Origin of the sequence: Pseudomonas sp. 31-12, assembly GCF_003151075.1 — a bacterium.
Taxonomy (GTDB): Bacteria; Pseudomonadota; Gammaproteobacteria; order Pseudomonadales; family Pseudomonadaceae; genus Aquipseudomonas.
In genome coordinates this window covers 2,489,402-2,515,290 of sequence record NZ_CP029482.1, presented here as the reverse complement: position 1 = coordinate 2,515,290, position 25,889 = coordinate 2,489,402, and the positions used below count along the sequence as shown (strand labels likewise).

The window sequence follows — 25,889 nt, the reverse complement described above, 5'->3', positions numbered from 1 at the left end:
CCAGAATGTCGCGCTTTTACGAAATAGCCCGTTACATAACGGCTTATCAACACCTTATGAGTCTGCCAGCGTGAAAATCCGTCTTTCCATCCTGAGCCTATTTTTTGCATTTACAGGGACGTTCATCACGCCAATCGCCAGCGCTGCGGAGACCACCGCGGCACCCCGAGACACGAAACAACTCAAGCTCGCTTCCGGCAGCTCTTTGCTGCTGGATATGCAGACCAACAAAGTCATTTATGCCAGCAACCCCGATGTGGTTGTCCCTATCGCCTCCGTCAGCAAATTGATGACCGGCCTGATTGTGGTTGAAGCCCGACAGAACATGGACGAGTACATCAATATCAACATCAGCGACACGCCAGAAATGAAAGGCGTGTTTTCCCGAGTCAAACTCAAAAGCGAATTGCCGCGCAGGGAAATGCTGCTGATCGCCCTGATGTCCTCGGAAAACCGTGCTGCCGCGAGCCTGGCCCATCACTATCCGGGCGGCTATGTCGCATTCATTGCCGCGATGAACGCCAAGGCCAAGGCGCTGGGCATGACCAGCACCCACTTCGTCGAGCCGACGGGCCTCTCCCCTCGTAACGTCTCTACCGCCCGCGACCTGAGCAAGTTGCTGATCGCCGCGCACAAGTACCCGTTATTGACCGAGTTGAGTACCACCAAGGAAAAAACCGTCACCTTCCGCAAACCCAACTACAGCCTGGGTTTCCGCAACACCGACCATTTGGTCCGCAAGCCAAACTGGGACATCAAGCTGACCAAGACCGGGTTCACCAATGAAGCCGGTCACTGCCTGGTGTTGGTGACCAGCATGGGCAATCGCCAGGTAGCGCTGGTGATCCTCGACGCCTTCGGCAAGTACACGCATTTTGCCGATGCCGCCCGCATCCGCAGTTGGGTGGAAACCGGCAAAGGCGCAGACGTGCCGTCGGTAGCCTTGCAGTACAAGTCGGACAAGAACCTCAAGCACCGTCAGAGCGGTGTGGTTGAAGCGTCAAAGTAAGTCAGCGATAGCAAAAACAAAGCCCCGACCATTCGGGGCTTTTTTTCGTCTAGCATTAATCGTTGGGCAACGGCATCTGATCGTCATCCGGAATACCATCGCCGGCGCTTGGATCTTTCATGCCATGGGGATGCTCCGTCGGAACCACCATCGGACGCGCCAACGGATCTCTTAGCGGGTCATCAGGATCCATCACCGGATCAACACCCTTTTCAGGGGTTGTAGGAACACTGTCCGGACGTTTGTCGTTGAAACTCGAATCAGTAGACATACGCACCTCACCAAGGGTTAGGGTTTCAGATCAGCGAGTGGGTCGTAAGGCTTCGCCGGAGCCTTGGGATTGTCGCCCGGCTTCACATCCCGGGGCGCCTTGGCGGGGCCGATGGGATCGACCTGAGGGTCAGCGAGATCCGGCGAATCGGGGTCGAACCCCAACTCGTCACCCGAAGAATGCTCGGATGAATGCGGACCGTCGGGGGTATTGGAATGTGCCATGGGGGCGCCTCCTGGGATCTGGCCCGGAGAAACCGGGTCTTGTCCTTTAGAGGCCAGGTATGCCCGGCGGTGCCGGGCACATGACGAACGGAACGTTATTGCGCGGTCAGCGCCTTCTTCGCACGGGCAGCGGCCTGTTCCTGACCGGCCTGGCCAAGATCACTCGCTGCCTTGAGCCAGCGCTGCTGATCGACATTGGCGGGGATCTGATTGGGTTTCTGGATGAGGACGGCCCAGCCGCCAGCATCCTTGAACGCCGACTCAAATGAACTGAAGCTCATCAAGTTCCGGCGATTCATCCCGGCACGCAGCAACACCGTCTGCTTCTGGCGATTGTATCCGGCGAGAAGGGCATAACGCGGCTCAGCCCAGAGCGCCGAGCCTTCAGTGAAGCGCACCATCACTGGATAGCCGGCCGCGACCTGGGTCAACAGCGCCGGCAAATTGCTGTCGAGGGGATACACCACCATCCCGTACTCACGCGCCAGGTTTTGCATGTTCTGCTGCAACTGGGCCTCGGCGCCCGGCAAGTGCAGGGGTTTTTCGAGCAATCCAGGCGTAATCACGATGCCCTGCTGCGACAACAGGCTGGCCAGCACCTGAGGCCCGCTTTGATGGTCTTGGCCCCGGTAGAACGTGCCGCTGAGTTCGACGCGTTCCGGCAGTCGCTTGATCTCCGGCACCACACTCCCCGCGCATCCGGCCAAACCTGCAACGCAGCCGACTATCAGCGCCGCCGTTCGAATTCGAGAAAATACCCGCACGATCATCACTCTCTTGTTCAGACGCCAGGCAAAACGCTCCCGGCTTGGCCGTCGATCATAGGACGCCACGCAGCGGCGGTATAGCCTTAAACCGCAGTTGAGTGCGTTCGATAGAGCGAACTGGTTGATGACAGCCGACCTTTGGTCAATAGCCTGAAACACAGCAGCGACTAGACTGTCATTTGCAAAGAGTGTGTGCCCGAGGCAGGGCAAAGAGGAGGCACTGATGAGCCTGACAATGACAATCGTGATGTTGATTTCCGGCTGGCTGGCCGTGGCCGCCGCCATGTTGTGGGGCGTTTTGCGGATTACCCGTCGGCACCATCACCACCCCGTTCAATCGGCGCCTTTGGCCAAGACCGATAAACCACCGGTCCACCACGCGACCGCGCACTGATCCTTTCGGATTCGCCAACAAAAACGGCCGCCTGGGCTCTTTCGAGCGCAGGCGGCCGTTTCGTTTTTCGCGGGTTAAGCTTCAGCCGCTATTTTCTTCTGCCTGGCCCGACGCGACATCATGTTCAAGCCCTCGATCGTCGCCGAGAAGGCCATGGCTGCATAGACGTAGCCCTTAGGCACGTGAGCACCGAAACCTTCAGCGATCAGCGTCATGCCGATCATGATCAGGAAGCCCAGCGCCAGCATCACCACCGTCGGGTTGTCGTTGATGAATTTGGCCAGAGGATCAGCCGCCAGCAACATCACCAGCACCGACACCACCACGGCGATGATCATGATTGGCAAGTGCTCGGTCATGCCCACTGCGGTAATGATGCTGTCGATGGAGAACACCATGTCCAGCATCAGGATCTGACCGATCGCGGCAGCAAAGCCCAGGGTCACGGTCGAGGTCGCCGACATCGGATCATCCGGGGCCGGGTCCATGCTGTGATGGATCTCGGTAGTCGCCTTCCACAACAGGAACAGGCCACCGGCGATCAGGATCATGTCCTTCCAGGAGAACGCGTGGCCGAGAATATCGATCACCGGCTCAGTCAACTGGACGATGAACGCGATGGTGCTCAACAGGCCCAGTCGCAGAATCAACGCCATGCCGATACCGATGCGGCGTGCTTTCTGCCGATGCTGCTCGGGCAGTTTGTTGGTCAGGATCGAGATGAAGATCAGGTTATCGATGCCGAGCACGATTTCCATCACGATCAACGTGGCCAGGGCGACCCAGGCGGTGGGGCTTGCAGCAAGTTCTAAAAGGTATTCCATGGGTCAGTCCTGACTCGTTGTGACGGTTTAGATTTCCTGGGACGAAGATTCGGTTTTGCGCTTGTCTTCGGCCGATGGTTCTTTCTTGCTGATCAGGCCGCCGGTGGCATCACTGATCGCTTGTTCGGCGGCCTTGTGGGTGTCGTCGATCGCCTGTTTGGCGGTTTCGGCAGCCTTGCCCATCAATTGCTGCGCGCTTTTCTCGGCCTGGTCGCAACCGGCCAGTACCAGTAAAGACGCGATCAGCAGTGCCGTGGTTTTAAGCTTCATGATGCCTTCCTCGATGAACAGAACGGGCCGAAACGATGGCCCGTTGATAGCGAGGCATTCTAGGGAGGCAAACACTTCAGGAAAATTCGTATTTTTAGCAGCTATACTTCGGTTTTTACGAACTGTAGGTCGTCATGCTCAACTATCGGCAATTGCATTATTTCTGGGTGGTAGCCAAGACCGGTAGCATCGTACGCGCCTGCGAGCAACTGAATCTGACACCGCAGACCATCAGCGGGCAGATATCCTTGCTCGAACAAACCTATGGCATCGAGCTGTTCCGACGAGTCGGTCGGCAGCTTGAACTGACGGAGGCCGGGCGTCAGACCCTGCCCTACGCCGAGCAAATGTTTCAGCTGGGCGGCGAACTGGAATTGATGCTGCGGGCGCAACCCAACGAACAGCAGATCCTGTTCCGGGTGGGCGTCGCCGATGTGGTGCCCAAATCCATCGTCTATCGCCTCATCGCGCCGACCATGGAATTGAGTGAACCGCTGCGCATCACCTGTCGCGAAGACAAACTCGAACGTTTGCTCGCCGACCTGGCGATCCAACGCCTGGACCTGGTGATTTCCGACAGCCCGATGCCGTCGCACCTGGACATCAAGGGTTACAGCCAGAAACTCGGTGAATGCGGGATCAGCTTCTTCGCCACAGCTGAACTGGCGGCGCAGTACGGTCAGGATTTCCCACGCAGCCTGCATGGCGCACCGCTGCTGATTCCCGGGCCGGAAACCGTGGTGCGCAGCCGCTTGCAACGCTGGTTTGCCGAGCAGCAGATCCAGCCACGCATCGTCGGCGAGTTCGACGACAGCGCCCTGATGCAGGCTTTCGGTCAGTCCGGCAGCGGGATTTTCATCGGTCCGAGCGTGATTGCCGACGAGGTGAAACGCCAATACGGCGTGGAGTTGATTGGCCAGACCGACGCCGTGACGGAGTCGTTCTACGCCATTTCAGTGGAACGCAAGGTCAAGCACCCCGGCATCGTGGCGATTACCGAAGGTGCGCGACGCGAACTGTTCACCGAGGTGTGAAAGGTCAGGCGCAGACTTCGCGCGGCTTCATGGTCATCAGCGCCATGGCCAAGAGAATCGACACAAGGATAAACGCGGCGGCTGCAAAACCCAGCCCGCCCAGGCCAACGCTGTCGATCACCCGCCCGCCAACCATCGCGCCCAAGCCAATCCCGAGGTTGGCCCCGGCGATGTTCAGCGACGCCGCAAAGGCCGGCGCCTCGGGCGCGACCTTCATCAATCGCACATGGCTGACCAGGAACAGCGCGGCCTGGGTCACGCCCCAAATCCCCATCGCCGCCGCCAGGCCCAGCGGCGAATGAATGTTCGGCACCAACGCCACCATGCCGGCGATCATGAACGCGCAGAACATCACCGAAGCCATCAGCGGATGACGATCCACCGCACGACCGCCCAACGAGTTGCCAATCAGCCCGACTGCGCCAAAGCCCATCAGGCACCAACCGACCACCGTGCCGTTGAAACCGGCGAGGCGTTCAAGGATGTCCGCCAGGTAGGTGTAAGCGGTGAACATGCCGCTGAACACCAGTATCGACAGCAGCACATGGCCCAGCATCAACGGGCTGCGCAGGATCTTGAACTGCGAACGAAAGCTCACCTGATGCTGGTGCAGGTTGGTTTTCGGCAGGTAGATAAACAGCAGCAACGCCTTGGCAAACGCGATCACCGCCAGAATGCCAAAGGCACTGCGCCAGCCGAACGCATCGGAAATCAGCGTGCCCACCGGAATGCCGAACACTGTGGCGCAGACAATGCCGAACCCGATCTTGGCAATCGCCCGCCCGGCGAAATCCGGCCCGACGATGTCAACCGCGGTTTCACTGGCCAACGCCCAGAACACCGGCAGCCCCAGCGCGGGGATCAACCGGGCGATGGCCATTACCCAGATGTTCGGCGCAAACGCCGCGAGGGTGTTGGCCAGGCCGAACATGATCAGCACCGAGATGAACAGCTTGCGCCGCTCGAACCTTGCGAAGTAGGCGGTCAGGAACGGCCCGAACGCGGCGACGGTGAAGGCGAACAAAGTCACCAGCAAACCCGCTTGGGGAATGCTGACTTCAAGGTCTCGGGCAATCGCCGGCAACAGGCCGACGATGATGAATTCCGTGGTCAGCACGGTAAAACCGGCGGCTGACAACAGAAGGATGGGCAACAGCATGCAGAACTCCAGAAAACGACGACACCAGCGATAGCCCGAAGGCCCACTGGCATGACTTTGAAATGAGGATGCGCAATCTTAACAGAGTGTTTCCGATCAGGGTTGCACGAACCTGCCGATCTCGTTGAACGTGCGGGTGGCAGATCGTCACAGGTCTGAAGGATCAAGACCACGCTGTGATAAAGTCCGCGCCCTGCGATACGTACACCTTGATCATCGGCCATTCACTGGCATTGATGTCGCGATACCCCCGCACCTAATAATCAGAGATGCCGTTTTATGACTGCTTCATCCCCTTCGCTATTGCAACGCTTGAAACGCTTGAGCCTGGTCTCGCAAATCGTCATCGGCCTGATCGCCGGGATTGCCCTGGCGCTGATCGCGCCTGAGGTGGCGAAGTCCACGGCGTTCATCGGCAAAGTCTTCGTCTCGGCACTGAAAGCCGTCGCGCCGATTCTGGTGTTCGTGCTGGTCATGGCCTCGATCGCCAACCATAAGCACGGCCAGGAAACCCACATCCGGCCGATTCTGTTTTTGTACTTACTGGGCACGTTTGCCGCCGCGGTGGTCGCGGTGGTTGCCAGCATGATGTTTCCGTCCAGTCTGGTGCTGTCTACCCATGACGTCGCCGTGACTGCGCCGGGTGGCATTAGCGAAGTGTTGCAGAGTCTGCTGCTCAGCGTGGTCGACAACCCGGTCAGTGCGCTGATGAACGCCAACTTCATCGGCATTCTGGCCTGGGCGATTGGCATGGGTGTTGCGATTCGCCATGCCGGTGACACGACCCGCGAGGTGCTCGGCGACCTGTCCAATGGCGTGACCCTGATCGTGCGCCTGGTGATTCGTTTCGCGCCGCTGGGGATCTTCGGCCTTGTCGCGTCGACCCTTGCCACCTCCGGCTTCGGTGCGTTGATCGGCTACGTGCATCTGCTGGCCGTGCTGCTGGGCTGCATGTTGTTTGTGGCGCTGGTGATGAACCCGGTGATCGTGTTCTGGAAACTGCGTCGCAACCCGTATCCGCTGGTGCTGATGTGCTTGCGGGAAAGCGGCATCACCGCGTTCTTTACCCGCAGCTCGGCGGCGAATATTCCGGTCAACCTGGAATTGAGCAAGCGCCTGGGCCTACACGAAGACACTTATTCGGTATCGATTCCGCTGGGCGCCACCATCAACATGGCCGGCGCGGCGATCACCATCACCGTGCTGACCTTGGCGGCCGTGCATACCCTGGGCATCGCCGTGGATATTCCGACAGCCATTCTGCTCAGTATGGTGGCAGCGATCTGTGCGTGTGGCGCTTCGGGCGTGGCCGGCGGTTCGTTGTTGCTGATTCCGCTGGCGTGCGGCCTGTTTGGCATTCCGAGTGAAATCGCCATGCAGGTGGTGGCAGTAGGTTTCATTATAGGGGTGTTGCAGGACTCTGCGGAGACTGCGCTGAACTCCTCCACTGACGTGCTGTTCACCGCCGCGGCTTGCCTGGGTGAAGAAGCAAAAGCAGAACGGTTGGCGTAACCCCCTATCCTGTGGAAGTCGGCTTGCTCGCGAAAGCGGTGTATCAGTCAACGTTTATGTTGAAGCGGATGGCCCATTCGCGAGCAAGCCCGCTCCCACAGGTTCTGCGGTGCAGGTGAAAAGTGCACTCCCATGAAAAAGCCCCCGCAACCTCAGGCTGCGGGGGCTTTTTTGTACCTGGGCGGTTTAGAACGCGCCCATGTAATCGCGCTTGCCCACTTCCACACCGTTGTGACGCAGCAGTGCGTAAGTGGTGGTGACGTGGAAGAAGAACTGCGGTAGGCCATAGCTCAACAGATAAGCCTGGCCACTGAAGCGCTTCTCTTTCGGCGTACCTGGACGGGTGACGATCTCGATGCCTTCCTTGCCGTCGATCTGCTCAGGCTTGATCTCGCCGATGTAAGCCAGAACCTTGGCGATCAGGGCTTGCAGTTCAGCGAAGGTGGTTTCGGTGTCGTCGTACTTCGGCACTTCGATCTCGGCCAGGCGCGAGGAAACGCCTTTGGCGAAATCAACGGCGATCTGCACCTGACGCACCAGCGGGAACATGTCCGGGTACAGGCGGGCTTGCAGGAACGCGTTCGGGTCGATGTTCTTGGCGGTGGCGTGGGCCTCGGCCTTGTTCAGAACGTCGCTCAGGGCGTTGAGCATTTGTTTGAAAACAGGAACGGAAGCGGCATACAGGGAAATAGTCATGACAGTCTCATGTGGTGACAGGAGGAAAACGTGGGCCGATTATAGCCATGCCCACCCCTCCTGCGGCTTGTCTTTTATCCAGCAAGGATTAGGCTAGGCGGCTTCGACTGCATGCTTCGACTGCATAGGGAAAAGCGCGATGAGCACTGAGCAAGAAACGACCTTCGACGAACCGCGGCTCAACAGCACGGAAATCCGCATTCTGGGCTCGTTGATCGAGAAGCAGGCCACCAGCCCGGAAACCTATCCGCTGACCCTTAATGCACTGGTGATCGCCTGCAACCAGAAAACCAGTCGTGAACCGGTGATGAACCTGACACAAGGCCAGGTCGGCCAAAGCCTGCGCGCCCTTGAAGGTCGCGGCTTTACCAAACTGGTGATGGGCAGCCGTGCCGATCGCTGGGAGCACAAGGTCGACAAGGCGCTGGAACTGGTGCCAGCCCAGGTGATTCTGGCGGGACTGCTGTTTCTGCGCGGGCCGCAGACGGTCAATGAACTGCTGACCCGCAGCGGCCGCATGCATGATTTCGAAGACGCCGAGCAGGTGGTGCATCAACTGGAACGCTTGATTGCTCGTGGGCTGGCGTTGTTGATTCCGCGCCAGGCCGGGCAGCGCGAAGACCGATATATGCATGCGCTGGGCGATCCGGCGGATATCGAAGTCATCCTCGCCGCCCGGCAAAACCCGGCCGAACGTGGCACCAGCAGCGGCGTCTCCGTAGAGCGGATCGAAGAGCTTGAGGCACGGATTTCAGCGCTGGAAGAACGCCTGGCTCGCCTCGAATAACCCGGCAACACACATCCCAATGTGGGAGCGGGCTTGCTCGCGAAAGCGGTGTAACAGTCACCGATGACGGTGAATGTCATGGCCCCTTCGCGAGCAAGCCCGCTCCCACAGTGGATATGGGGGGCTACTCGCCATCCCAGTAATCAACGCCGTCACCCGGCCGGGCGATGGCGACGAAGCCTGAGGCATTGCCTTCGGCGTCGATCTTGAAATCGTCCATCACCGCGTATTTGCCGGAATCCGGGTACTCGCAAATCTCCGGCGATTGCTGGGTGCTGACCGCCAGGTAGCGCAGTTCACCCTTGCTGGTGTTGATGATCTGGTGCGCAGCTTCAGGACCGCCCGCTGGGCAGGCGATCACGTCGCCGGCGCGGATCGGAAAACGCTCGGCACCGAGGCGCACCTCCCCTTCCCCGGCCACGACATAAAACATCTCCTCGTTGACCCGATGGCTGTGAAACGGGCTGCCACGCATGCCCGGCTCCAGAACGTACAGCCGATAACCGAGCTTTTGCGCGCCCAGTTGCTGGCCGACGCGGGCCATTTTCTGATGGTAGCGGCCGGCGGTTTCACCGGTGGGCGCCAGGGCTTCCGGCAGCGGTTCGAGTTCGACCTGATTCAGGTTGAGAATGGGGGGATGCATGGGAACCTCGGGCACGGTTTGTTGGTTGGGACGGCAAGTCTTTGCTGGCTGGCGGGGAGTATAGGCGGGGAAAGTGGCGGCCACTGATTGGGCTTGCCTGGGGACCGAGGTGCGGCATTCGCGAGCAAGCTCGCTCCCACAGGGTCTCTGTCGATCACAACATGTGTGTACGACACCAATCCATTTGGAGCGAGCCTGCTCGCGAAGGGGCCTGTACGGGCAACCAATAATCTGAGGATTCAGCCCCGAGCAAACTCCACCGCTTTCTTGAACTGCTCATCCGTCGGCCGCACACCGGTGTACAGGACAAACTGCTCCAGCGCCTGGATCGCGATCACTTCCAGCCCGGTAATGACGCGCTTGCCCTCGGCGCGACCGCGCACGATCAGCGGTGTTTCCGAGGGTATCGCCACCACATCGAAGACAGTCTCGGCACTAGCGATGGTTTCAGCGTCGAACGCCAGTTGATCGGCCTCAGGACCACCGCTCATGCCAATCGGCGTGACGTTGATCAACATCTGCGGACGCTGGGCACCCAGTTCTGCCTGCCACTGATAACCCAGCGATTCAGCCAACGCCCGACCGGCGCGCTCATTGCGGGCCACGATCAGGCCGTTTTTATAGCCGCCATCGCGCAAGGCACTGGCCACGGCCTTGGCCATGCCGCCGCTGCCGCGCAGGGCAAAAGTCGACTCCTTCGGCACCCGATGGGTATCAAGCAGTTGGGCGATGGCGATGTAATCAGTGTTGTAGGCCTTGAGATGGCCGTCGGTGTTGACGATCGTATTGATCGATTGAATGGCCGCTGCGGACGCGTCCAGCTCATCGACCAGCGCAATGCAGGCTTCCTTGAACGGCATCGACACGCCGCAACCACGAATGCCCAGTGCACGAATGCCGCCAACGGCACCCGGCAGATCCTGACTGCTGAACGCCTTGTAGTAGAAATTCAGGCCCAATTGTTCATACAGATGATTGTGAAACCGCAGGCCGAAGTTGCCGGGGCGCCCGGACAGCGACATGCACAGTTGGGTGTCTCGGTTGGGGTTCATCTGCATGAAACATCTCCTTCTATAAGCACTTTCAGATGGACGGGATTAGCCATTCCATCGCGTTCTGATCGATCATTAAGGCGTGCCAGTGCAGGTTCGCAAGGGCCGTAAAGAAGCCGGTACAGACCTTACACAAAATTTACCCAACGGCTGTGCTGATTTTCAAGAAAACGCTGTCTTAGATGTATCCCCGCGACGATCCTTGGGTCTATTGCAGACGCAAGCGCCGGGTCGAAGAACCGAGGAATTATCATGATCCGTAAAATCCCCACAGTTGCCTTGCTGCTCGGTGCTCTTGCTATCACAGGGCAGGCAGAGGCTGGCGGCGGTCACGGTTGGCAGGGTCCAGCGGTATTTGGCGCGATCGTTGGTTCGGCAATCGTCGGCTCGGCCATCATCAACAGCAACCGGCCTGTCTACGTACAGCAACCGGTCTACGCCCAGCCACAGCCGGTTTATGTACAACAACCGCCACCGGTTTATTACCAGCCTGCGCCGGTCTACGTGCAGCAACCGGTCTACTACGCGCCACCGCCGGTTTACTACGGCCCGCCACGTGGCTATTACGGTCCACCGCGCGGCTACTACGGCCATCCCCACGGGTATGGCCGCTGGTAACAGCCTCGATCAGGCCCCGCCTTATCAGCGGGGCTTTTTTGTGACCGTTCGTCGGCAAAGGTCTGGAAAAATCGCGTCAAGGTCGCTGTCGGGACAGTGTGGGCGGTTCAAGTTGGCAAGATTGACGCGCCCGCCCTTCCCCCGCATTGGGTAAAACGGTCATATTTATGTCACGCCAGGTCCGCAAGCTTGGATCTGTCCGTAAACAACAGGTTGATAAAAACAAGGACGACCTCATGCCCACGCAAAACCCGCACCGCATCGTCGGCTTGTGCACTTCCAGCAAGGTGTACAACGCGTTGACCGAACTCAAGCACCTGGAAGGCCATCGCAGCGCCAAGTTTCTTTCGCTGCTGGCCGAAAACCTGGTGCGCAAAGGCCTGCTCAACGAGCAGGAAGTGGTCCACATGCTTGATCTGGTGGTCGACTGATCCCAAGACTCACTGTCATCAATGACGACTATCGAAAGTGTTGATTGTCCGTTTTAGTGGCTGGTCCGTAAGGTGGCTCCATAGATTAGTGGAGGTACTTATGGCCCAGGTTCAAATCATGTCCGTCATCGGCAGCGCCGTTCCCGCACCGCTCAGAGAGCTAGGATTGCTCGCCTGTTGGTATCTGGTTCAGGACGGCGAACCGATCAGCGGACCGCTCACTTCGCTGCCAGCCGCCAAGGCACTGTCGCAACAAATCGGCCAGGGGCAGCTCAGCGCTTAAGGCAGCTGCACCCTTGGTTTGGTTTCGATGAAGATCGCCCAGCTCGACATGAACAGCGCTGCAATCAGCGGCCCGATGACAAAGCCGTTCAGGCCGAAAATCGCCAGGCCGCCCAGGGTCGAGATGAGGATCAGATAGTCCGGCATCTTCGTGTCCTTGCCCACCAGGATCGGTCGCAGCACGTTATCCACCAGGCCGATCACGAAAACCCCGAACAACCCCAGCACCACGCCCTGCCAGATCGCCCCGGTGAACAGGAAGAACGCCGCCACCGGCGCCCACACAATCCCCGCCCCCACGGCTGGCAACAGCGATAGAAACGCCATCAATACCGCCCAGAGCAACGCGCTCGGGATGTCCAGAAACCAGAAAATCAAACCGCCCAATGCGCCCTGAGTAATCGCCACCAGCAGGTTGCCCTTTACGGTCGCCCGCACCACACGGTTGAACTTCAGCTGCAAACGGCGTTTCTGGTGCTCCTGCAACGGGACGGCGGAGCGAACTTTACGCGCCAGTTCCGCACCGTCTCGCAGGAAGAAGAACAGCAGGTAGAGCATGATGAAAAAACCCACCACAAAATCGAACGTGCCCTGACCGAAACTGAAGACTTGCGTGGCGACAAACTCATTGCCCGTCACCGCACTCTTGATGATTTTCTCCCGCAGCCCGTCCAGCTCGCCGAGCCCGGCCCGATCCAGCAAATGCTGGAAGTACGGCGGCAGGCTGTGTTTGAAATGCGTCACATACCCCGCGATGTCCAGCTCGCCGCTTTCGATGCTCTTGTACAGCGCAGCCCCTTCCTGAACCAGCAAGATGCTGAGGATAATCACCGGCAGGATCGCGATTACCAGGCAGATGCTCAGGGTGAGCAACGACGTCAGGTTGCGCGGCCAGCTGAACTTCAGTTGTATCCGGCGTTGCAGCGGCGCGAACAGAATCCCGAGGATCACCGCCCAGAACACCGCGCCGTAGAACGGCAGCAAAATCCAGATAAAGGCGGCGGTGACCACCCCGAGCAAGATCACCAGCGATTTGTTGTGTACCGTCTGTTCGTTCATGTCCGATCCATGTCAGTGCGCTCTCGTATTGAAGAGCCGTGCTGATGCTTAGTCCGCCACGGTTCGCGCGAGTGCCATCCGTTTATTCATCAAGCATAGATCCAGATCAATGAACCCCATGGGCAAGCCGATTACCCTCGCGGACTTTTGCGATCGACACTGCCATGACGCTCCTTGCTCCCGAACTGCTCGCTCCCGCCGGCACCTTGAAAAACATGCGATACGCCTTCGCCTACGGTGCCGATGCGGTCTACGCCGGCCAGCCGCGTTACAGCCTGCGGGTGCGCAACAACGAATTTGACCACGCCAATCTCGCGCTCGGCATCAAAGAGGCACAGGCCCAAGGCAAGCGCTTCTATGTGGTGGTGAACATTGCGCCGCACAACGCCAAGCTCAAGACCTTCCTCAATGACCTGGCCCCCGTGATTGCCATGGCCCCGGACGCGTTGATCATGTCCGACCCGGGCCTGATCATGCTGGTGCGCCGGCACTTCCCGCAGATGCCGATCCACCTGTCGGTGCAGGCCAACACGGTGAACTGGGCCAGCGTCGAGTTCTGGCAGCAACAGGGCTTGAGCCGGATCATCCTGTCGCGGGAACTGTCGCTGGAAGAAATCGCCGAGATCCGCCAGCACGTCCCGGCGATGGAGCTTGAGGTGTTTGTCCATGGCGCGCTGTGCATGGCCTATTCCGGCCGCTGCCTGTTATCGGGTTACATGAACAAGCGCGACGCCAATCAGGGCAGTTGCACCAACGCCTGTCGCTGGAAGTATTCGGCGACGCAAGCCATGGAAAATCAGCTCGGTGAAATCGTCCAGCAGTTCCGGCCTGAACCGACCCTGGGCATCGGAGCGCCGACCGATCAGGTGTTCCTGTTGCAGGAAGCCAATCGCCCGGATGAACTGATGCCGGCCTTCGAAGACGAGCACGGCACTTACATCATGAACGCCAAGGACCTGCGCGCCGTGCAGCATGTCGCACGCCTGACGCAGATGGGCGTGCACTCGCTGAAAATCGAAGGCCGGACCAAATCGCACTTCTATTGCGCGCGCACCACGCAGGTCTATCGCCGCGCGATTGATGATGCCGTGGCCGGTCGCGAATTTGATCGCGGCTTGATGACGGATCTGGAGTCCCTGGCCCAGCGCGGCTACACGGAAGGTTTCCTGCGCCGACATGTGCATGACGAATACCAGAACTATCAGCACGGCAGCTCGGTTTCAGAGCGCCAGCAGTTTGTTGGAGAGTTGACCGGTGAGCGTCGTGATCGCTTTGCGCAAGTGAAGGTGAAGAACCGCTTTGGCCTGGGCGATCACATGGAACTGATGACGCCCCAGGGTAACTTCCACTTCGATCTGCATCAGATGCAGAACGGCAAAGGTGAAGCGATCGAAGTGGCGCCGGGGGATGGACATACGGTGTATGTGCCGATTCCGGATGCGGTGGATTTGCGGTTCGGGTTGTTGATGCGGGATGTCAGGGCGTAGATCAAACGAACTCCTCACGCAACATCGCCACAAACGCTTCCCGCGCCGGGTGAACCCCGGCGTTTTCATGCCAGTAAAACAGGTTGTCGATGGCCGTCAGCTCAGGGAACTCAAACCCCGCGCACCCCGCCCCTTTGGCGTACTGATCGAACACGCCTTTGGGCACCAGCGCGACACCGGCCCCGGCGCTGACACACCCGACAATCGCGCCGTAACTGGCCAGGCTGACAATCGGCAGCGCATGACCTTGGCGCAGCAACCAGTGCTCCAGCGCCGCCCGGTAAGGACAGCCTTGGGGCCACATGAACACGGTCTTGTCCTGCAAATCCGAGATATCGCGTACCGGCCCCAGGGATGTCGAGGCAATCAGCAGCAGCTCTTCGCGGTACATGGGCGTGCGTTTGAGTTGCGAGCGCTCGACATCCACCGCCACGATTGCACCGTCGAGCCGATGATTGAGGGTCTCATCGAGCAGTTGGCTCCAGGGGCCGGTGGTCAGTTCCAACGCGACGCCGGGATAACGCTTGTGAAACTTGGCCAGCAGGCGCGGCAGACGACCGGTGGCCGAGGACTCGATGGCACCGATACGCAGCGGGCCGGAAGGTTCGGCCGAAGGGTCAACGGCGCGTTTGGCTTCAACGGTCAGCGCCAGAATCTTCGAGGCGTAAGACAGAAACGTCTGCCCCGCCGGGCTGATGCGCAAACCTCGACCCTCGCGCAGAAACAACGCCACCCCCAACTCCGCTTCCAGCGCCTTGATGCGTGCCGTGATGTTCGACGGCACGCAATGCAACAGCTCCGCCGCCCGGGCGATGCTGCCGACCTCGGCAACGGTCTTGAACATGCGAATCTGCGCCAGCTCCATACATCACCAAAAGTGAACAGTTTGCGCAGTATAAGTCAGTTGTGGCGAATGATCAGGCTTCCGATACTCGGTGCATCAACCCACCGGTGATCGACCATGAAGCCCTCCACACACACGCTCAAAATTCTCCTGGCCATGGCGTTTATCGTCGCCTGCTGGGGTTACTCACCAACCGGCATTCACATTGGTTTGCAGGCCTATGACCCCGGCCACCTGGCGCTGCTGCGCTTTCTGATTGCGTCGGTATTCATGGCTGTCGTCGCCGCGTTCAAAGGCATCAGCCTGCCGAGGCTTGGCGATTTGCCGCTGCTGCTCGTCCTGGGTTTCTTTGCCGTGAGCCTGCACCACGTCGCCCTGAATATCGGCCAGCAAAGTGTCAGCGCCGGCGCCTCCAGTGTGTTGGCGCAATCGACACCGCTGTTCAGCACCTTGCTGGCGCGCTTCGTGTTCAAGGACCGGGTCAGCGCCTGGCGCTGGGCGTGTGTGTTGTTGGGATTGATCGGCGTGGTGATTGTGGTGGCCGGTGATCGTGGGCTGGGCAGCCTTGATGCGCACGGGTTGCTGATCTTGCTGGCGGCGGTGTCGTGGAGTTTCTACTTCGCGTTGCAGAAGCATCATTCCGGGCGCTACGACGGTTTGACGCTGGTCTGCTACACGGTCTGGTCGGGCACCGCGCTGTTGCTGATTTATCTGCCGGGGTTGGCCGGCAAGGTCGTCAGTGCGCCGATGCCGGTGCAAATGGCAGTGATCGCATTGGGTGTGTTCCCCAGCGCCCTCGCCTACCTGGCCTGGGCGTTTGTGCTGGCCCACATCGATTTGAGTCGGGCAACCATGACGCTGTATCTGATTCCGCCGACGGCCATGGTCATTGCAGCGTTTGCCCTGGGTGAACAGCCGACGTTGATGGTCGGGGTCGGTGCGGTGGTGGTGCTGATCAGTGTGCTGGCGTTGAATCTGGAGCGGCGTCCCACCGTCATCGCGACCAGCCTGCCCGGCCATCGCTGACCATCTCATTAAACCCGGCACATTGGCCGGGTTCTCTTTATCGCCTGTCGTCGGACAAAGGGGTTGGCTCATCCGCTGGCGGAACGTCCTCGTCAGCAGTCGGATCCTTCCAGTCTTCAGGTCGATCAGCGTTTGCGGCAGCCGGGTCCAGCGACGGGTCCCTGCCGGGCGGAGCATCGTGATCCAGCGTCGGCTCGTCGGTGCCTGGCATGGGTCTGGTGGGGTCGGTATTGGGTGTTCCACCCTGGAACATTGAGTCGTTAGCCATGACGCACCTCACTGATGAGGTCCAGCAAATCTGGGCCGTACTCGTTGGAAGCAGGCGCGCGAATGGCGTGCTATCGAGTAGACAAACGGTCGTCAGACACCGGCCGAAAACCGGTCGCGGCTGTTGGTCAGGTGCAGCCACATGGCGGCGCGCGCGGCGTCCGGGTCTTGCCGTTTGATCGCGTTGAGAATCGCCTCGTGCTCGAGGTTGGCCAGTTGCCCGAGCTTGCTCAGATCCGCGGCGCCACGCTCGGCGGCGTTGACCCGGGTCCGCGGAATCATGGCGCTGCCCAGATGCTGCATGATTTCGGTGAAGCACACGTTGCCGGTGGCTTCGGCGATCAGCAGGTGGAAGCGCTTGTCGGCCTCGACGCAGCTGTCGTTGTTGGCGAGCAAACTTTGATAGTCATCGAGCGCTTCGCGCATCTGCATCAACTGCTGCTCGGTGCGACGGCTAGCCGCCAGTGCGGCGGCCTGGGTTTCCAGGCCCATGCGCAACTCCAGAATGCTGCGTACCCCCAGCGCGGTATCGACATTCAATCGCAGCCCCTGCTCCGGTGCGCGCTCCAGCACAAAGGTGCCGATGCCGTGACGGGTTTCCACCAGGCCTGATGCCTGCAACTTCGAGATCGCCTCACGCACCACCGTGCGACTGACCCCGTGCTCCTGAACAATCGTGTTCTCCGACGGCAGCTTGTCTCCCGGCAACATCTGCCCGAGCAAGATGCTCTGGCTCAGCTTGGCCACCAGGTCATGAGCGAGGTTGTGGGTGCGCTTGCGCGCGGGCGCGTCGAGGTCTTCTTGCATGGCGATCATCCGGAAGCTGGGCTAACGGAATCGTAGCACTGCGCTTGGCTGGAATCCCCAAGAAATCAACCCAGCACTTGTATGACAACACTCAACAAGTGGACGTAAATGGCCTTCCAGAAGATCAGACGAAACCGCAAAAAGAATAAGAAATCGGCATTAAAGCGCCATTTAGCTGGACAGCAGTGCTTGCAAGACGAAAAAAGCTAGTTGTATGATGTCTATCAACACCGCAACATCCAGCTACACCCCGCATAAAAATAATCAGTGGGAGAAAACCAAGTGAATACATCCGTATCCGGGATGCACGAGGGCGCCGATTCGGTCCTGAAGTCCGCCATCTCGAAAGTGAAACGCCATGTCCTGCCGCTGTTCGTCATCATGTTCATCGTCAACTACATTGACCGCGTGAACATCGGCTTCGTCCGCGCCCACATGGAACAGGACCTGGGCATCGGCGCTGCCGCCTACGGCCTCGGTGCCGGCCTGTTCTTCATCGGTTACGCATTGTTCGAAGTCCCCTCCAACATGCTTCTGCAAAAAGTCGGCGCCCGCATCTGGCTGACCCGCATCATGCTGACCTGGGGCCTGGTCGCCGCCTGCATGGCCTTCATCCAGAACGAAACCCACTTCTATATCCTGCGATTCCTGCTGGGCGTGGCTGAAGCGGGGTTCTTTCCCGGGGTGATTTATTACTTCACACGCTGGTTGCCTGGCGTCGAGCGCGGCAAGGCGATTGCCATTTTCCTCAGCGGTTCGGCCATTGCTTCGCTGATCTCCGGCCCGCTGTCCGGGTTGCTGTTGCAGATCAGCGGATTCGGCATGCACGGCTGGCAATGGATGTATTTCATCGAGGGGATGTTTTCAGTCGGGCTCTGCGTGTTCTTATGGTTCTGGCTGGATTCCAAACCCCACGACGCCAAATGGCTGACCCGTGCCGAGCAAGATGCGCTGGTCAAAGCCATCGATGACGAACAACTGGCCCGGGAAGCGGCGACACCGATCAAGCCGTCGCTGGGCACGCTGCTCAAGGATCGCCAGATCATCCTGTTCTGCCTGATCTACTTCTTCATCCAGCTGACCATTTATGCCGCGACCTTCTGGCTGCCGAGCATCATCAAAAAGATGGGCGACCTCAGCGACATTCAGGTCGGGCTGTTCAACTCGATCCCGTGGCTGCTCTCGATCGTCGGCATGTACGCCTTCGCTTCGCTGTCGGCGAAATGGAAACACCAGCAAGCCTGGGTCGCCGCTGCACTGCTGATTGCGGCAGCCGGGATGTTCATGTCCACCACCGGCGGGCCGATCTTTGCCTTCGTGGCGATTTGCTTCGCGGCGCTGGGTTTCAAGTCCGCGTCGTCGCTGTTCTGGCCGATCCCTCAGGCTTATCTGGATGCGCGGATCGCGGCGGGTGTGATCGCGCTGATCAACTCGGTGGGCAACCTCGGCGGCTTCGTTGCGCCGACCACCTTCGGCCTGCTTGAAGAACACACCGGCTCCATTCAGGGCGGGCTGTATGGCCTGGCCGCAACGTCGATCATCGCCGCGATCATCGTCTTCGCCGCACGCAACACACCGAAAACCGCACCTGTCGTTGCCTTGGGCAAACCAGCGTCCAATCACGCCTGAATCTCTGTTTTGAAGGACAAGACAATGAACCCACAAGACACCGCCAAAGCCCCGATCATCACCAGCATGCAGGTGGTTCCAGTGGCCGGTCATGACGGTATGTTGCTCAATCTGAGCGGCGCCCACGGCCCGTTTTTCACCCGCAACATCGTGATCCTCAAGGACAACGCCGGGCACACCGGGGTCGGCGAAGTACCGGGCGGCGAGCGCATTCGCCAGACGCTGGAAGACGCACGTTCGCTGGTGGTCGGCAGTCCGATCGGCACTTATCAGAAGATCCTCAATCAGGTGCGCCAGACCTTCGCCGACCGCGATGCCGGCGGTCGCGGCTTGCAGACCTTCGACCTGCGCATCACCATTCACGCGGTCACGGGCCTGGAAGCCGCCCTCCTCGACCTGCTCGGCCAGCATCTGGACGTGCCGGTCGCCGCCCTGCTTGGCGAAGGCCAGCAGCGCGACGAAGTGAAGATGCTCGGTTATCTGTTTTATGTCGGTGACCGCAATGAAACCGACCTGGCTTATCGCAGCGAAGCGGACGCCGACAACGACTGGTTCCGCGTGCGCCACGAGAAAGCCATGAGCGTCGACGCCGTGGTGCGCCTGGCCGAGGCCGCGCACGCTCGCTACGGCTTCAAGGATTTCAAACTCAAGGGCGGCGTGCTCAGTGGCGACGAAGAAATCGAAGCCGTCACCGCGCTGGCCGAACGCTTCCCTGATGCGCGCATTACCCTCGATCCGAATGGTGCGTGGTCACTCAAGGAAGCCATCCGCCTGTGCCGTGATCAGCATCGCGTGCTCGCCTACGCTGAAGATCCGTGCGGGGCGGAAAACGGTTATTCGGGTCGTGAAGTCATGGCCGAGTTCCGCCGTGCCACGGGCCTGAAAACCGCGACTAACATGATCGCCACCGACTGGCGGGAAATGGGTCATGCGATCCAGCTGCAATCGGTGGACATCCCGCTGGCCGACCCGCATTTCTGGACCATGCAGGGTTCGGTTCGCGTGGCGCAGATGTGCCACGAATGGGGCCTGACCTGGGGCTCGCATTCCAACAACCATTTCGATATTTCCCTGGCGATGTTCACCCATGTCGCCGCGGCCGCGCCGGGTGATATCACCGCCATCGACACGCACTGGATCTGGCAGGACGGCCAGCGCCTGACCAAGGCTCCGCTTCAAATTGTCGGTGGTTGCGTGCAGGTGCCGAAGAAACCGGGGCTGGGGGTTGAGCTGGATCTGGATCAACTGGCCAAGGCCCATGAGTTGTACAAAGGCATGGGACTGGGCGCGCGGGATGACAGCGTGGCGATGCAGTTTCTGATTCCGGGATGGCAGTTCGATAACAAGCGGCCGTGCCTGGTGCGCTGACCTTTCGACACCCCCTCATTCCCTGTGGGAGCGGGCTTGCTCGCGAAGGCGTCCGTACAGTCGGCATTGATGTTGAATGTTATGGCCCCTTCGCGAGCAAGCCCGCTCCCACAGGTTTTTGTATCAGCCCGAAGCTTGCAGCAGCCACTCCTTGAACATCGTCATCGCCGACGTTTCAGGGCGCGACTGCAAACGAGTCAGCCAATAACTGCCGGTGGTGATGCCGATGTCGAACGGTTGCTCGATCGCCCCCGCCGCCAGTTGCCGGGCAAACATCAGTGGCGGCGCCAAGGCGATGCCGGCGCCCTGTAGGGCGGCTTCCATCATGGCCAGCGAAGAGTCGAAGACAATGCTTTTCGGCGCCGGCGTATTGGCTGGCAACCCGGCAGCCAGAAACCATTCGGGCCACTCATCCGTGCGGTAGGAACGCAACAGCGTCTGCTTGAGCAGATCGGCAGGTTCTTGCAACTGCCCGGCTATTTCCGGAACGCAGAGCACCGACAACGGCGCCTCAATCAGTTTTAGCGCTTCGATCCCGTGCCAGGCGCCGGCGCCAAATCGGATGGCGTAATCCAGCCCTTCGGCGGCCACGTCCACCCGGTTGTTGTTGGTCGACAGGCGCAAATCTATGAACGGATGTTTCGACTGGAAGTCCGCCAGTCGCGGCAACAGCCAACCCACCGCAAACGTTCCCACCGCGCCCACCGTCAACACTTCACGAAAATGCCCCCCTTCGAAACGCTCAAGGGTTTCGGCAATCCGGTCGAAAGACTCGCGCAATACCGGCAGCAAGGTTTCACCCTCACTGGTCATCATCAGGCCGCGGGGCAAGCGTTTGAACAGCGTCACGTTAAGCTGGGCTTCAAGGCTTTTGACTTGATGACTGACCGCCGCTGGCGTGACGAACAACTCCACCGCCGCCCGAGTGAAGCTCAAATGGCGCGCGGAAGCCTCGAAGGCGCGCAATGCATTCAGCGGCAGATGAGGACGAATCATGTCCACTCCCAAATTTTTCTAATGGCTAACCCGAAATATCGTCGTTTGTCGATTGTCGCCCGACTGCCTAGATTTGGCGCGCCCGTTAGCCGTCCGGTTTTCAATCCGTTCGGAGTGTAGCGGTTAAAGTAATGGCAACTCATGGAGAGTGGTTCCAATCATGTACAAATTTCATCTGCCAAGATTGGCGTCCTTCAGCGCTTTCGCCCTGTTGCTCGGCGCAAGTCACTGTATGGCCGCCACAAAATCCGACGATCAACTCGATGCCCTGGTGAAAGCCGCCATCGGCCCGGTCATGCAACAACAGAATATTCCCGGCGTAGCCGTCGCGATCACCCTGAATGGCCAACAGCATTACTTTAACTACGGCGTGGCCTCGAAAGAGGACGGCAAACCGGTCAGCCAAGACACCCTGTTCGAAATTGGTTCGGTGAGTAAAACCTTCGCCACGACGTTGGCAGCTTATGCCCAGGCCAGCGGCAAGTTGTCCCTGTCTGACCGGGCCAGCCAGGTGTGGCCTGACTTGCGAGGCAGTGCGTTCGACACTATCAGCGTGTTGCAACTCGCCACCTACACCGCTGGCGGGCTGCCGCTGCAGTTCCCTGACGAGGCCGATCGTCCAGACAAAATGCTGGCCTATTTCAAACAATGGAAACCGGTGTATGCCGCAGGCACCCACCGCCAGTATTCAAACCCCAGCCTTGGGCTGTCCGGTTATCTGGCGGCCAAAAGCATGGGCCAGCCGTTTGATGAGTTGATGGAAAAAACCCTGCTACCGAAACTCGGCCTCAAGCACACCTACCTCAAAGTGCCGCAGGATCAGATGGGGCTTTATGCCCAGGGTTACGGCAAGGATGGCAGTCCGGTGCGGGTGAGCCCGGGCGCACTGGATTCGGAGGCCTATGGCGTAAAAACCAGCGCGGCGGATTTGCTTCGTTATGTTGAAGCGAACCTGAAACCGGCGACGCTGGAGAAGCCATTGCAGCAAGCGATCGCCCTGACTCACAGCGGTTACTACACCGTGGGCAAGATGACGCAGGGGTTGGGATGGGAGCACTACCACTATCCGGCCAGCCTCGATACGTTGCTGAATGGCAACTCGACGGAGATGGCGATGGCGGCGCATAAAGTCCAGTGGCTGAACCCACCGCAACCTGCGCAAGACGCGGCATGGTTCAACAAGACCGGGTCGACGGGTGGTTTCGGGGCTTATGTCGCGTTCGTGCCTTCGGAAGATATCGGTATCGTTATTCTGGCGAACAAGAATTACCCGAACTCGGAGCGAATAAAGCTGGCTCACAACATACTGAGTGCCCTGACCGAATAACCCACGCTGCTTAACTGTGGCGAGGGAGCTTGCTCCCGTTGGGTGGCGCAGCCAACCCAAAACCATTCAGCACGGTTTATCAGATACACCGAGGTAAATGGTCTTGGGGCCGCTTCGCTGCCCAACGGGAGCAAGCTCCCTCGCCACAGGGGTCAATGCTGACAATAAAAATGGGCGACCTCTTGAGGTCGCCCATTGTCGTTATTACGTCAGCTCAATGCCGGGTCGGCGTCTGAGGGTCAGGCGCATCGTTCCTCGGATCAAGGTTGCCCCGAACCTGATTCACCATCAACTCCGCAATCCCTGTCAGTTGCTGAATCGCCCCCAACATCGCTCGGTTCGAGCCATCCAGCTTGTCGGCAAAACTCATAATCACGGCATTCAGCGAAGCAAGGGTCTCGCAGGCCTGATGCAAGAGGGTGATGGTGTCGACGCCCGGGGCAACTGACAAGATTTGGTTGATCGGGACGGAACGCCTTGGCTTGCGCACGCGAATGCTGGTGCCGTGCCCGGTCGTTTCTCCCAGCCTGACGAGCTTCAGGTGACTGGCATCGGTTGGGCGTTGCGGATCATTCTTGCCGAACTTCTTCATAGACGAGGCTCCTTTCTGGCCATTGGTTTTTTCGTCCCTGGATCCCTCAGTGTTGCGGATTCCCACGTCCGACCGCGATTTGTGCGGTGGCTGACGAAGGCTAACGGCGCGCTCTGACAGAAACCAGTTCATGAAGTCCGACAGGACTTGCAGGAAATTTCCGAGACCAATGAAACCAAGACATCTCCGCGCCGAACACGCTTTTTTTTGTAGCAACTGCCGAGCAGCTTGCCGGGCTCACGGGCCGAGGTGGGGGGTGGCGTCAGGGTGACGGCGGCTGAAAAACACAACTTCTTCGCCGAAGCGGGCTATACCAAAGGCAACGATATCGAACAGCCTTGGGCAGTGACGGTCGGCTATCGCTACACCTGGTAACGACATCAACCCTGTGGGAGCGGGCTTGCTCGCGAAGAGGCCGGCACATTCAACATTGATATCGATTGAACTGACGCCTTCGCGAGCAAGCCCGCTCCCACAAGGGGTTGGCGGCGCGCACAAAGACCGGGCCGGTTCCCACAGGAGTCAGTGGGTGTTCAATCGTCCGGCATTTCAGGGGGCTTGGCCGGTTTCGCCGGTTTACCCGGTTTTGCGCCCTTGGCGCCTTTGGCGGCCGGTTCGGCGACGACGGGCGTTGCGACTGTCGGCGGCGCGGCTTCTTTCTCGGTCGCCGGCAGGGCGTCGATGGTGTCGAAGATTTTCTTCAAATCGACCGACCTTGATTCATCCCCCGAACTCTCGAACTTCTTCTCGCCGTCCTTGCCCACCAGGATGACTTTGGGCAACGCCCCCGCGCCGAGCTTCAGCGAACGGATCAGCGCCATGGTGTCCTGTTGGCCGAGGTCCTTGCCGTCCTGTTGACCGAACATGTTCAGCACCGTGTACACCCTGATATTGCGTTGGGCGATACCGTCCTTGTTGGCCGGATCACTCAGCGACTTTTTCAGGCCCGTCCAGACCGGGTCTACGGTGCTGGGCGCAATCACAATCAGTGGCCGGGCCCTGCCCTTGTCAATGTCCAGAGGCGAGCCGTCTTCGGCGGCGAGCAAGGGGCCGGCGAAAGCCAGCAAGGTAGTCAGGGTCAAAGACCTGATGAGCATGCGCATCTCCTTTTGATATCCACGCTCTAATGATTGCGCATCGCGGCGATCGTTCCGGGTGACGCACCGCAATTGTGTTCCGCCTTGACCCAAGCTTAGGTCAGGGCAGTCATTGCGCAACAGGCTGAGCTAATCTCACACCCATAACGACCCACCTGATCCGCCGTGAGGCCCCCAGCATGAGCGCTCAGTTAAACCACACCATTGTCTGGTGCCGAGACAAGCAGATCTCGGCCCATTACCTCGCCGAGATCCTCGGCCTGCCCGCTCCCGAGCCGTTCGGGCCGATGCTGGTCGTCAAGTTCGACAATGGCGTGTCGCTGGATTTCTATGACAACGACCCGCCCATCGCTTCCCAGCACTATGCGTTTTTGATCGGCGATGAGGATTTCGATGCGGCCTTCGCACGCCTGCAAGCGCGCAAGCAACCCTGGTGGGCTGATCCCGGCAAGCAACGGCCGTACGAGATCAACGATTACGGCGGTGGCCGGCGGGTTTATTTCGATGACCCGGACGGGCATCTGCTGGAGATTCTCACACGGCCCTGATGCGGCAAGCCGTGCCGGCTCAGAACGCCAGTTTGTAGCCGATCAGCACCAGCATCGTGGCCAGGCACGGACGCAGCACTTCGTCAGAGATGCGACCGGTCAAGTGACTGCCCAGGTAAATCCCCGGCAGCGAACCGATCAGCAAGTAACCCAACACGTGCCAATCCATGTTGCCCATGCTCGCGTGACCCAGGCCGGCGACCAGGGTCAGGGGCACGGCGTGGGCGATTTCCGTGCCGACGAGGCGGCGTGTCGGCAGCAACGGATAGAGGATGAACAGCGCTACGGTGCCGAGGGCGCCGGCACCGATCGAGGTCAGCGCGACCATGCTGCCCAGGACCAGGCCGGTGATGACCGTCAGAAAATTCAGGCGCGAACCGCTGGGGTTGTAATGGCCGCCCGCCCGTTTGTGGGCGAAGTCGAGCAGGCGTTTTTTGAAGAAAATCGCCAGGGCCGTGGCAAACAGAACGAAGCCGAGCGCCTGTTTGATGACGGCGTTCATCGCATCGGGTGAAGTCTGCAAACTGCTGAGGAACCACAGCGTCAGCGCCACCGCCGGCACACTGCCGAGAGTAAGCCAACCGGTAATCGCCCAGTCGATGTTGTTGTTCTTGCGATGGACCAGCACACCGCTGGATTTGGTAATGGCCGCGTACAGCAAGTCGGTGCCCACCGCCGTGGCCGGATTGATCCCGAACCACAACAGAATCGGGGTCATCAACGACCCTCCGCCCACGCCAGTCATGCCGACGATAAAGCCGACGACCAATCCTGCAACCACCAACCCGAAGTTAACGAAATCCATTAACACGCCCGCAAAAAACGCATGAAAAAACTGCCCGCAGCATAGCGATTTTTCTTATAACCAC

General features: G+C 59.5%; 31 protein-coding genes and 1 pseudogene. 15 read left to right on the top strand and 17 right to left on the bottom strand.

Going from position 1 to position 25,889, the window contains the following annotated elements; genetic code table 11:
• Positions 1-70 precede the first annotated feature (70 nt).
• Complete coding sequence (gene pbpG / locus DJ564_RS11735) at positions 71-1,009, top strand: D-alanyl-D-alanine endopeptidase (protein WP_109629271.1); 939 nt, start codon at positions 71-73, stop codon at positions 1,007-1,009.
• A 55-nt stretch (positions 1,010-1,064) separates the two neighbouring features.
• On the opposite strand, the gene DJ564_RS11730 is transcribed toward pbpG, so the two are convergent.
• The 3 genes and pseudogenes from DJ564_RS11730 to DJ564_RS11720 form a co-directional block, all read right to left on the bottom strand.
• On the bottom strand, positions 1,065-1,280 hold the full coding sequence (locus DJ564_RS11730; protein WP_109629269.1) for a hypothetical protein: 216 nt from the start codon (positions 1,278-1,280) through the stop codon (positions 1,065-1,067).
• A gap of 17 nt (positions 1,281-1,297) precedes the next feature.
• Positions 1,298-1,504 (bottom strand): DUF6021 family protein, encoded by a 207-nt coding sequence (locus tag DJ564_RS11725; protein ID WP_010458694.1) that lies wholly within the window; start codon positions 1,502-1,504, stop codon positions 1,298-1,300.
• Between the two features lie 95 nt (positions 1,505-1,599).
• Positions 1,600-2,327, bottom strand: a pseudogene (locus DJ564_RS11720) (peptidase C39 family protein).
• A 167-nt stretch (positions 2,328-2,494) separates the two neighbouring features.
• On the opposite strand from DJ564_RS11720, the gene DJ564_RS32160 reads away from it, so the two are divergent.
• Entirely contained in the window at positions 2,495-2,665 is a 171-nt protein-coding gene (locus DJ564_RS32160; protein WP_178082292.1) for a hypothetical protein, read from the top strand.
• Between the two features lie 74 nt (positions 2,666-2,739).
• Here the strand turns inward: DJ564_RS32160 and DJ564_RS11715 are convergent, their stop codons facing one another.
• Together DJ564_RS11715 and DJ564_RS11710 are read right to left on the bottom strand one after the other, a co-directional pair.
• Complete coding sequence (locus DJ564_RS11715) at positions 2,740-3,489, bottom strand: TerC family protein (protein ID WP_109629265.1); 750 nt, start codon at positions 3,487-3,489, stop codon at positions 2,740-2,742.
• A 27-nt stretch (positions 3,490-3,516) separates the two neighbouring features.
• Complete coding sequence (locus DJ564_RS11710; protein WP_109629263.1) at positions 3,517-3,759, bottom strand: hypothetical protein; 243 nt, start codon at positions 3,757-3,759, stop codon at positions 3,517-3,519.
• 134 nt (positions 3,760-3,893) lie between these two features.
• Here DJ564_RS11710 and nhaR point away from each other — a divergent pair, with 134 nt between their 5' ends.
• Positions 3,894-4,793 carry a transcriptional activator NhaR gene (gene nhaR, locus DJ564_RS11705; protein ID WP_109629261.1) on the top strand — a complete coding sequence of 300 codons (900 nt, stop codon included), beginning with the start codon at positions 3,894-3,896 and terminating at the stop codon, positions 4,791-4,793.
• A gap of 4 nt (positions 4,794-4,797) precedes the next feature.
• Here nhaR and DJ564_RS11700 read toward each other — a convergent pair whose 3' ends face one another.
• A complete protein-coding gene (locus tag DJ564_RS11700) occupies positions 4,798-5,952 on the bottom strand; it encodes an MFS transporter (protein ID WP_109629259.1) in 1,155 nt (384 codons plus the stop codon).
• A gap of 279 nt (positions 5,953-6,231) precedes the next feature.
• Here DJ564_RS11700 and sstT point away from each other — a divergent pair, with 279 nt between their 5' ends.
• Positions 6,232-7,464: a serine/threonine transporter SstT gene (gene sstT / locus DJ564_RS11695; protein WP_109629257.1), complete on the top strand. Its 1,233-nt coding sequence runs from the start codon at positions 6,232-6,234 to the stop codon at positions 7,462-7,464.
• A 186-nt stretch (positions 7,465-7,650) separates the two neighbouring features.
• On the opposite strand, the gene DJ564_RS11690 is transcribed toward sstT, so the two are convergent.
• Positions 7,651-8,160: a DUF1993 family protein gene (locus tag DJ564_RS11690; protein WP_109629256.1), complete on the bottom strand. Its 510-nt coding sequence runs from the start codon at positions 8,158-8,160 to the stop codon at positions 7,651-7,653.
• A gap of 139 nt (positions 8,161-8,299) precedes the next feature.
• On the opposite strand from DJ564_RS11690, the gene DJ564_RS11685 reads away from it, so the two are divergent.
• Positions 8,300-8,947, top strand: coding sequence for a YceH family protein (locus tag DJ564_RS11685; RefSeq protein ID WP_109629254.1), 648 nt, complete (start codon positions 8,300-8,302; stop codon positions 8,945-8,947).
• A 124-nt stretch (positions 8,948-9,071) separates the two neighbouring features.
• Here the strand turns inward: DJ564_RS11685 and DJ564_RS11680 are convergent, their stop codons facing one another.
• Together DJ564_RS11680 and DJ564_RS11675 are read right to left on the bottom strand one after the other, a co-directional pair.
• Positions 9,072-9,590 (bottom strand): cupin domain-containing protein, encoded by a 519-nt coding sequence (locus tag DJ564_RS11680; RefSeq protein ID WP_109629252.1) that lies wholly within the window; start codon positions 9,588-9,590, stop codon positions 9,072-9,074.
• 239 nt (positions 9,591-9,829) lie between these two features.
• Positions 9,830-10,648 (bottom strand): shikimate 5-dehydrogenase, encoded by an 819-nt coding sequence (locus DJ564_RS11675; protein WP_109629250.1) that lies wholly within the window; start codon positions 10,646-10,648, stop codon positions 9,830-9,832.
• Positions 10,649-10,894: 246 nt separating this feature from the next.
• Here DJ564_RS11675 and DJ564_RS11670 point away from each other — a divergent pair, with 246 nt between their 5' ends.
• From DJ564_RS11670 to DJ564_RS11660, 3 genes are all read left to right on the top strand, one after another.
• The gene (locus tag DJ564_RS11670; RefSeq protein ID WP_109629248.1) at positions 10,895-11,260 is read left to right on the top strand and encodes a hypothetical protein; all 366 of its coding nucleotides are present in this window, start codon (positions 10,895-10,897) and stop codon (positions 11,258-11,260) included.
• 236 nt (positions 11,261-11,496) lie between these two features.
• Positions 11,497-11,691 (top strand): hypothetical protein, encoded by a 195-nt coding sequence (locus DJ564_RS11665; RefSeq protein ID WP_003179723.1) that lies wholly within the window; start codon positions 11,497-11,499, stop codon positions 11,689-11,691.
• Positions 11,692-11,791: 100 nt separating this feature from the next.
• Positions 11,792-11,974, top strand: coding sequence for a hypothetical protein (locus tag DJ564_RS11660; protein ID WP_109629246.1), 183 nt, complete (start codon positions 11,792-11,794; stop codon positions 11,972-11,974).
• Here DJ564_RS11660 and DJ564_RS11655 read toward each other — a convergent pair.
• Complete coding sequence (locus DJ564_RS11655) at positions 11,971-13,032, bottom strand: AI-2E family transporter (protein ID WP_077749986.1); 1,062 nt, start codon at positions 13,030-13,032, stop codon at positions 11,971-11,973. The genes DJ564_RS11660 and DJ564_RS11655 overlap by 4 nt on opposite strands.
• A 164-nt stretch (positions 13,033-13,196) precedes the next feature.
• On the opposite strand from DJ564_RS11655, the gene yegQ reads away from it, so the two are divergent.
• The gene (gene yegQ, locus DJ564_RS11650) at positions 13,197-14,519 is read left to right on the top strand and encodes a tRNA 5-hydroxyuridine modification protein YegQ (RefSeq protein ID WP_109629244.1); all 1,323 of its coding nucleotides are present in this window, start codon (positions 13,197-13,199) and stop codon (positions 14,517-14,519) included.
• A gap of 1 nt (position 14,520) precedes the next feature.
• Here yegQ and DJ564_RS11645 read toward each other — a convergent pair whose 3' ends face one another.
• Entirely contained in the window at positions 14,521-15,384 is an 864-nt protein-coding gene (locus DJ564_RS11645; protein ID WP_109629242.1) for a LysR substrate-binding domain-containing protein, read from the bottom strand.
• Between the two features lie 96 nt (positions 15,385-15,480).
• Here DJ564_RS11645 and DJ564_RS11640 point away from each other — a divergent pair, with 96 nt between their 5' ends.
• Positions 15,481-16,389 carry a DMT family transporter gene (locus DJ564_RS11640; protein ID WP_109629240.1) on the top strand — a complete coding sequence of 303 codons (909 nt, stop codon included), beginning with the start codon at positions 15,481-15,483 and terminating at the stop codon, positions 16,387-16,389.
• A 37-nt stretch (positions 16,390-16,426) separates the two neighbouring features.
• On the opposite strand, the gene DJ564_RS11635 is transcribed toward DJ564_RS11640, so the two are convergent.
• Both DJ564_RS11635 and DJ564_RS11630 read right to left on the bottom strand, forming a co-directional pair.
• Positions 16,427-16,657: a hypothetical protein gene (locus tag DJ564_RS11635; protein WP_109629238.1), complete on the bottom strand. Its 231-nt coding sequence runs from the start codon at positions 16,655-16,657 to the stop codon at positions 16,427-16,429.
• Between the two features lie 92 nt (positions 16,658-16,749).
• On the bottom strand, positions 16,750-17,463 hold the full coding sequence (locus DJ564_RS11630; protein ID WP_109629236.1) for a FadR/GntR family transcriptional regulator: 714 nt from the start codon (positions 17,461-17,463) through the stop codon (positions 16,750-16,752).
• Between the two features lie 282 nt (positions 17,464-17,745).
• Between DJ564_RS11630 and DJ564_RS11625 the strand changes: the two genes are divergently transcribed.
• Positions 17,746-19,092 carry an MFS transporter gene (locus DJ564_RS11625; protein ID WP_109629234.1) on the top strand — a complete coding sequence of 449 codons (1,347 nt, stop codon included), beginning with the start codon at positions 17,746-17,748 and terminating at the stop codon, positions 19,090-19,092.
• A gap of 24 nt (positions 19,093-19,116) precedes the next feature.
• Positions 19,117-20,460 (top strand): glucarate dehydratase, encoded by a 1,344-nt coding sequence (gene gudD / locus DJ564_RS11620; protein WP_109629232.1) that lies wholly within the window; start codon positions 19,117-19,119, stop codon positions 20,458-20,460.
• Positions 20,461-20,583: 123 nt separating this feature from the next.
• Here the strand turns inward: gudD and DJ564_RS11615 are convergent, their stop codons facing one another.
• Positions 20,584-21,456: a LysR family transcriptional regulator gene (locus tag DJ564_RS11615; RefSeq protein WP_109629230.1), complete on the bottom strand. Its 873-nt coding sequence runs from the start codon at positions 21,454-21,456 to the stop codon at positions 20,584-20,586.
• Between the two features lie 160 nt (positions 21,457-21,616).
• Between DJ564_RS11615 and ampC the strand changes: the two genes are divergently transcribed.
• Positions 21,617-22,783, top strand: a complete 1,167-nt coding sequence (gene ampC / locus DJ564_RS11610) for a class C beta-lactamase (protein ID WP_109629229.1) — start codon at positions 21,617-21,619, stop codon at positions 22,781-22,783.
• A gap of 214 nt (positions 22,784-22,997) precedes the next feature.
• Here ampC and DJ564_RS11605 read toward each other — a convergent pair whose 3' ends face one another.
• Entirely contained in the window at positions 22,998-23,375 is a 378-nt protein-coding gene (locus DJ564_RS11605; protein WP_109629227.1) for a DUF6124 family protein, read from the bottom strand.
• A 228-nt stretch (positions 23,376-23,603) separates the two neighbouring features.
• Between DJ564_RS11605 and DJ564_RS11600 the strand changes: the two genes are divergently transcribed.
• Positions 23,604-23,750 carry an autotransporter outer membrane beta-barrel domain-containing protein gene (locus DJ564_RS11600; RefSeq protein ID WP_256597496.1) on the top strand — a complete coding sequence of 49 codons (147 nt, stop codon included), beginning with the start codon at positions 23,604-23,606 and terminating at the stop codon, positions 23,748-23,750.
• A gap of 158 nt (positions 23,751-23,908) precedes the next feature.
• On the opposite strand, the gene DJ564_RS11595 is transcribed toward DJ564_RS11600, so the two are convergent.
• Positions 23,909-24,472, bottom strand: coding sequence for a DUF4174 domain-containing protein (locus DJ564_RS11595; protein ID WP_109629223.1), 564 nt, complete (start codon positions 24,470-24,472; stop codon positions 23,909-23,911).
• 179 nt (positions 24,473-24,651) lie between these two features.
• Here DJ564_RS11595 and DJ564_RS11590 point away from each other — a divergent pair, with 179 nt between their 5' ends.
• Positions 24,652-25,020: a VOC family protein gene (locus DJ564_RS11590; protein ID WP_109629221.1), complete on the top strand. Its 369-nt coding sequence runs from the start codon at positions 24,652-24,654 to the stop codon at positions 25,018-25,020.
• 19 nt (positions 25,021-25,039) lie between these two features.
• Here the strand turns inward: DJ564_RS11590 and DJ564_RS11585 are convergent, their stop codons facing one another.
• Complete coding sequence (locus DJ564_RS11585) at positions 25,040-25,825, bottom strand: sulfite exporter TauE/SafE family protein (RefSeq protein WP_109629220.1); 786 nt, start codon at positions 25,823-25,825, stop codon at positions 25,040-25,042.
• Positions 25,826-25,889: the final 64 nt, after the last annotated feature.

Excerpts from the sequence above, each read along its gene's own strand:
- DJ564_RS11730 (WP_109629269.1), bottom strand. The coding sequence starts at position 1,280 with ATGTCTACTGATTCGAGTTTCAACGACAAACGTCCGGACAGTGTTCCT.
- DJ564_RS11725 (WP_010458694.1), bottom strand. The coding sequence starts at position 1,504 with ATGGCACATTCCAATACCCCCGACGGTCCGCATTCATCCGAGCATTCT.
- DJ564_RS32160 (WP_178082292.1), top strand. The coding sequence starts at position 2,495 with ATGAGCCTGACAATGACAATCGTGATGTTGATTTCCGGCTGGCTGGCC.
- DJ564_RS11715 (WP_109629265.1), bottom strand. The coding sequence starts at position 3,489 with ATGGAATACCTTTTAGAACTTGCTGCAAGCCCCACCGCCTGGGTCGCC.
- DJ564_RS11710 (WP_109629263.1), bottom strand. The coding sequence starts at position 3,759 with ATGAAGCTTAAAACCACGGCACTGCTGATCGCGTCTTTACTGGTACTG.
- nhaR (WP_109629261.1), top strand. The coding sequence starts at position 3,894 with ATGCTCAACTATCGGCAATTGCATTATTTCTGGGTGGTAGCCAAGACC.
- DJ564_RS11700 (WP_109629259.1), bottom strand. The coding sequence starts at position 5,952 with ATGCTGTTGCCCATCCTTCTGTTGTCAGCCGCCGGTTTTACCGTGCTG.
- sstT (WP_109629257.1), top strand. The coding sequence starts at position 6,232 with ATGACTGCTTCATCCCCTTCGCTATTGCAACGCTTGAAACGCTTGAGC.
- DJ564_RS11690 (WP_109629256.1), bottom strand. The coding sequence starts at position 8,160 with ATGACTATTTCCCTGTATGCCGCTTCCGTTCCTGTTTTCAAACAAATG.
- DJ564_RS11685 (WP_109629254.1), top strand. The coding sequence starts at position 8,300 with ATGAGCACTGAGCAAGAAACGACCTTCGACGAACCGCGGCTCAACAGC.
- DJ564_RS11680 (WP_109629252.1), bottom strand. The coding sequence starts at position 9,590 with ATGCATCCCCCCATTCTCAACCTGAATCAGGTCGAACTCGAACCGCTG.
- DJ564_RS11675 (WP_109629250.1), bottom strand. The coding sequence starts at position 10,648 with ATGCAGATGAACCCCAACCGAGACACCCAACTGTGCATGTCGCTGTCC.
- DJ564_RS11670 (WP_109629248.1), top strand. The coding sequence starts at position 10,895 with ATGATCCGTAAAATCCCCACAGTTGCCTTGCTGCTCGGTGCTCTTGCT.
- DJ564_RS11665 (WP_003179723.1), top strand. The coding sequence starts at position 11,497 with ATGCCCACGCAAAACCCGCACCGCATCGTCGGCTTGTGCACTTCCAGC.
- DJ564_RS11660 (WP_109629246.1), top strand. The coding sequence starts at position 11,792 with ATGGCCCAGGTTCAAATCATGTCCGTCATCGGCAGCGCCGTTCCCGCA.
- DJ564_RS11655 (WP_077749986.1), bottom strand. The coding sequence starts at position 13,032 with ATGAACGAACAGACGGTACACAACAAATCGCTGGTGATCTTGCTCGGG.
- yegQ (WP_109629244.1), top strand. The coding sequence starts at position 13,197 with ATGACGCTCCTTGCTCCCGAACTGCTCGCTCCCGCCGGCACCTTGAAA.
- DJ564_RS11645 (WP_109629242.1), bottom strand. The coding sequence starts at position 15,384 with ATGGAGCTGGCGCAGATTCGCATGTTCAAGACCGTTGCCGAGGTCGGC.
- DJ564_RS11640 (WP_109629240.1), top strand. The coding sequence starts at position 15,481 with ATGAAGCCCTCCACACACACGCTCAAAATTCTCCTGGCCATGGCGTTT.
- DJ564_RS11635 (WP_109629238.1), bottom strand. The coding sequence starts at position 16,657 with ATGGCTAACGACTCAATGTTCCAGGGTGGAACACCCAATACCGACCCC.
- DJ564_RS11630 (WP_109629236.1), bottom strand. The coding sequence starts at position 17,463 with ATGCAAGAAGACCTCGACGCGCCCGCGCGCAAGCGCACCCACAACCTC.
- gudD (WP_109629232.1), top strand. The coding sequence starts at position 19,117 with ATGAACCCACAAGACACCGCCAAAGCCCCGATCATCACCAGCATGCAG.
- DJ564_RS11615 (WP_109629230.1), bottom strand. The coding sequence starts at position 21,456 with ATGATTCGTCCTCATCTGCCGCTGAATGCATTGCGCGCCTTCGAGGCT.
- ampC (WP_109629229.1), top strand. The coding sequence starts at position 21,617 with ATGTACAAATTTCATCTGCCAAGATTGGCGTCCTTCAGCGCTTTCGCC.
- DJ564_RS11605 (WP_109629227.1), bottom strand. The coding sequence starts at position 23,375 with ATGAAGAAGTTCGGCAAGAATGATCCGCAACGCCCAACCGATGCCAGT.
- DJ564_RS11595 (WP_109629223.1), bottom strand. The coding sequence starts at position 24,472 with ATGCTCATCAGGTCTTTGACCCTGACTACCTTGCTGGCTTTCGCCGGC.
- DJ564_RS11590 (WP_109629221.1), top strand. The coding sequence starts at position 24,652 with ATGAGCGCTCAGTTAAACCACACCATTGTCTGGTGCCGAGACAAGCAG.
- DJ564_RS11585 (WP_109629220.1), bottom strand. The coding sequence starts at position 25,825 with ATGGATTTCGTTAACTTCGGGTTGGTGGTTGCAGGATTGGTCGTCGGC.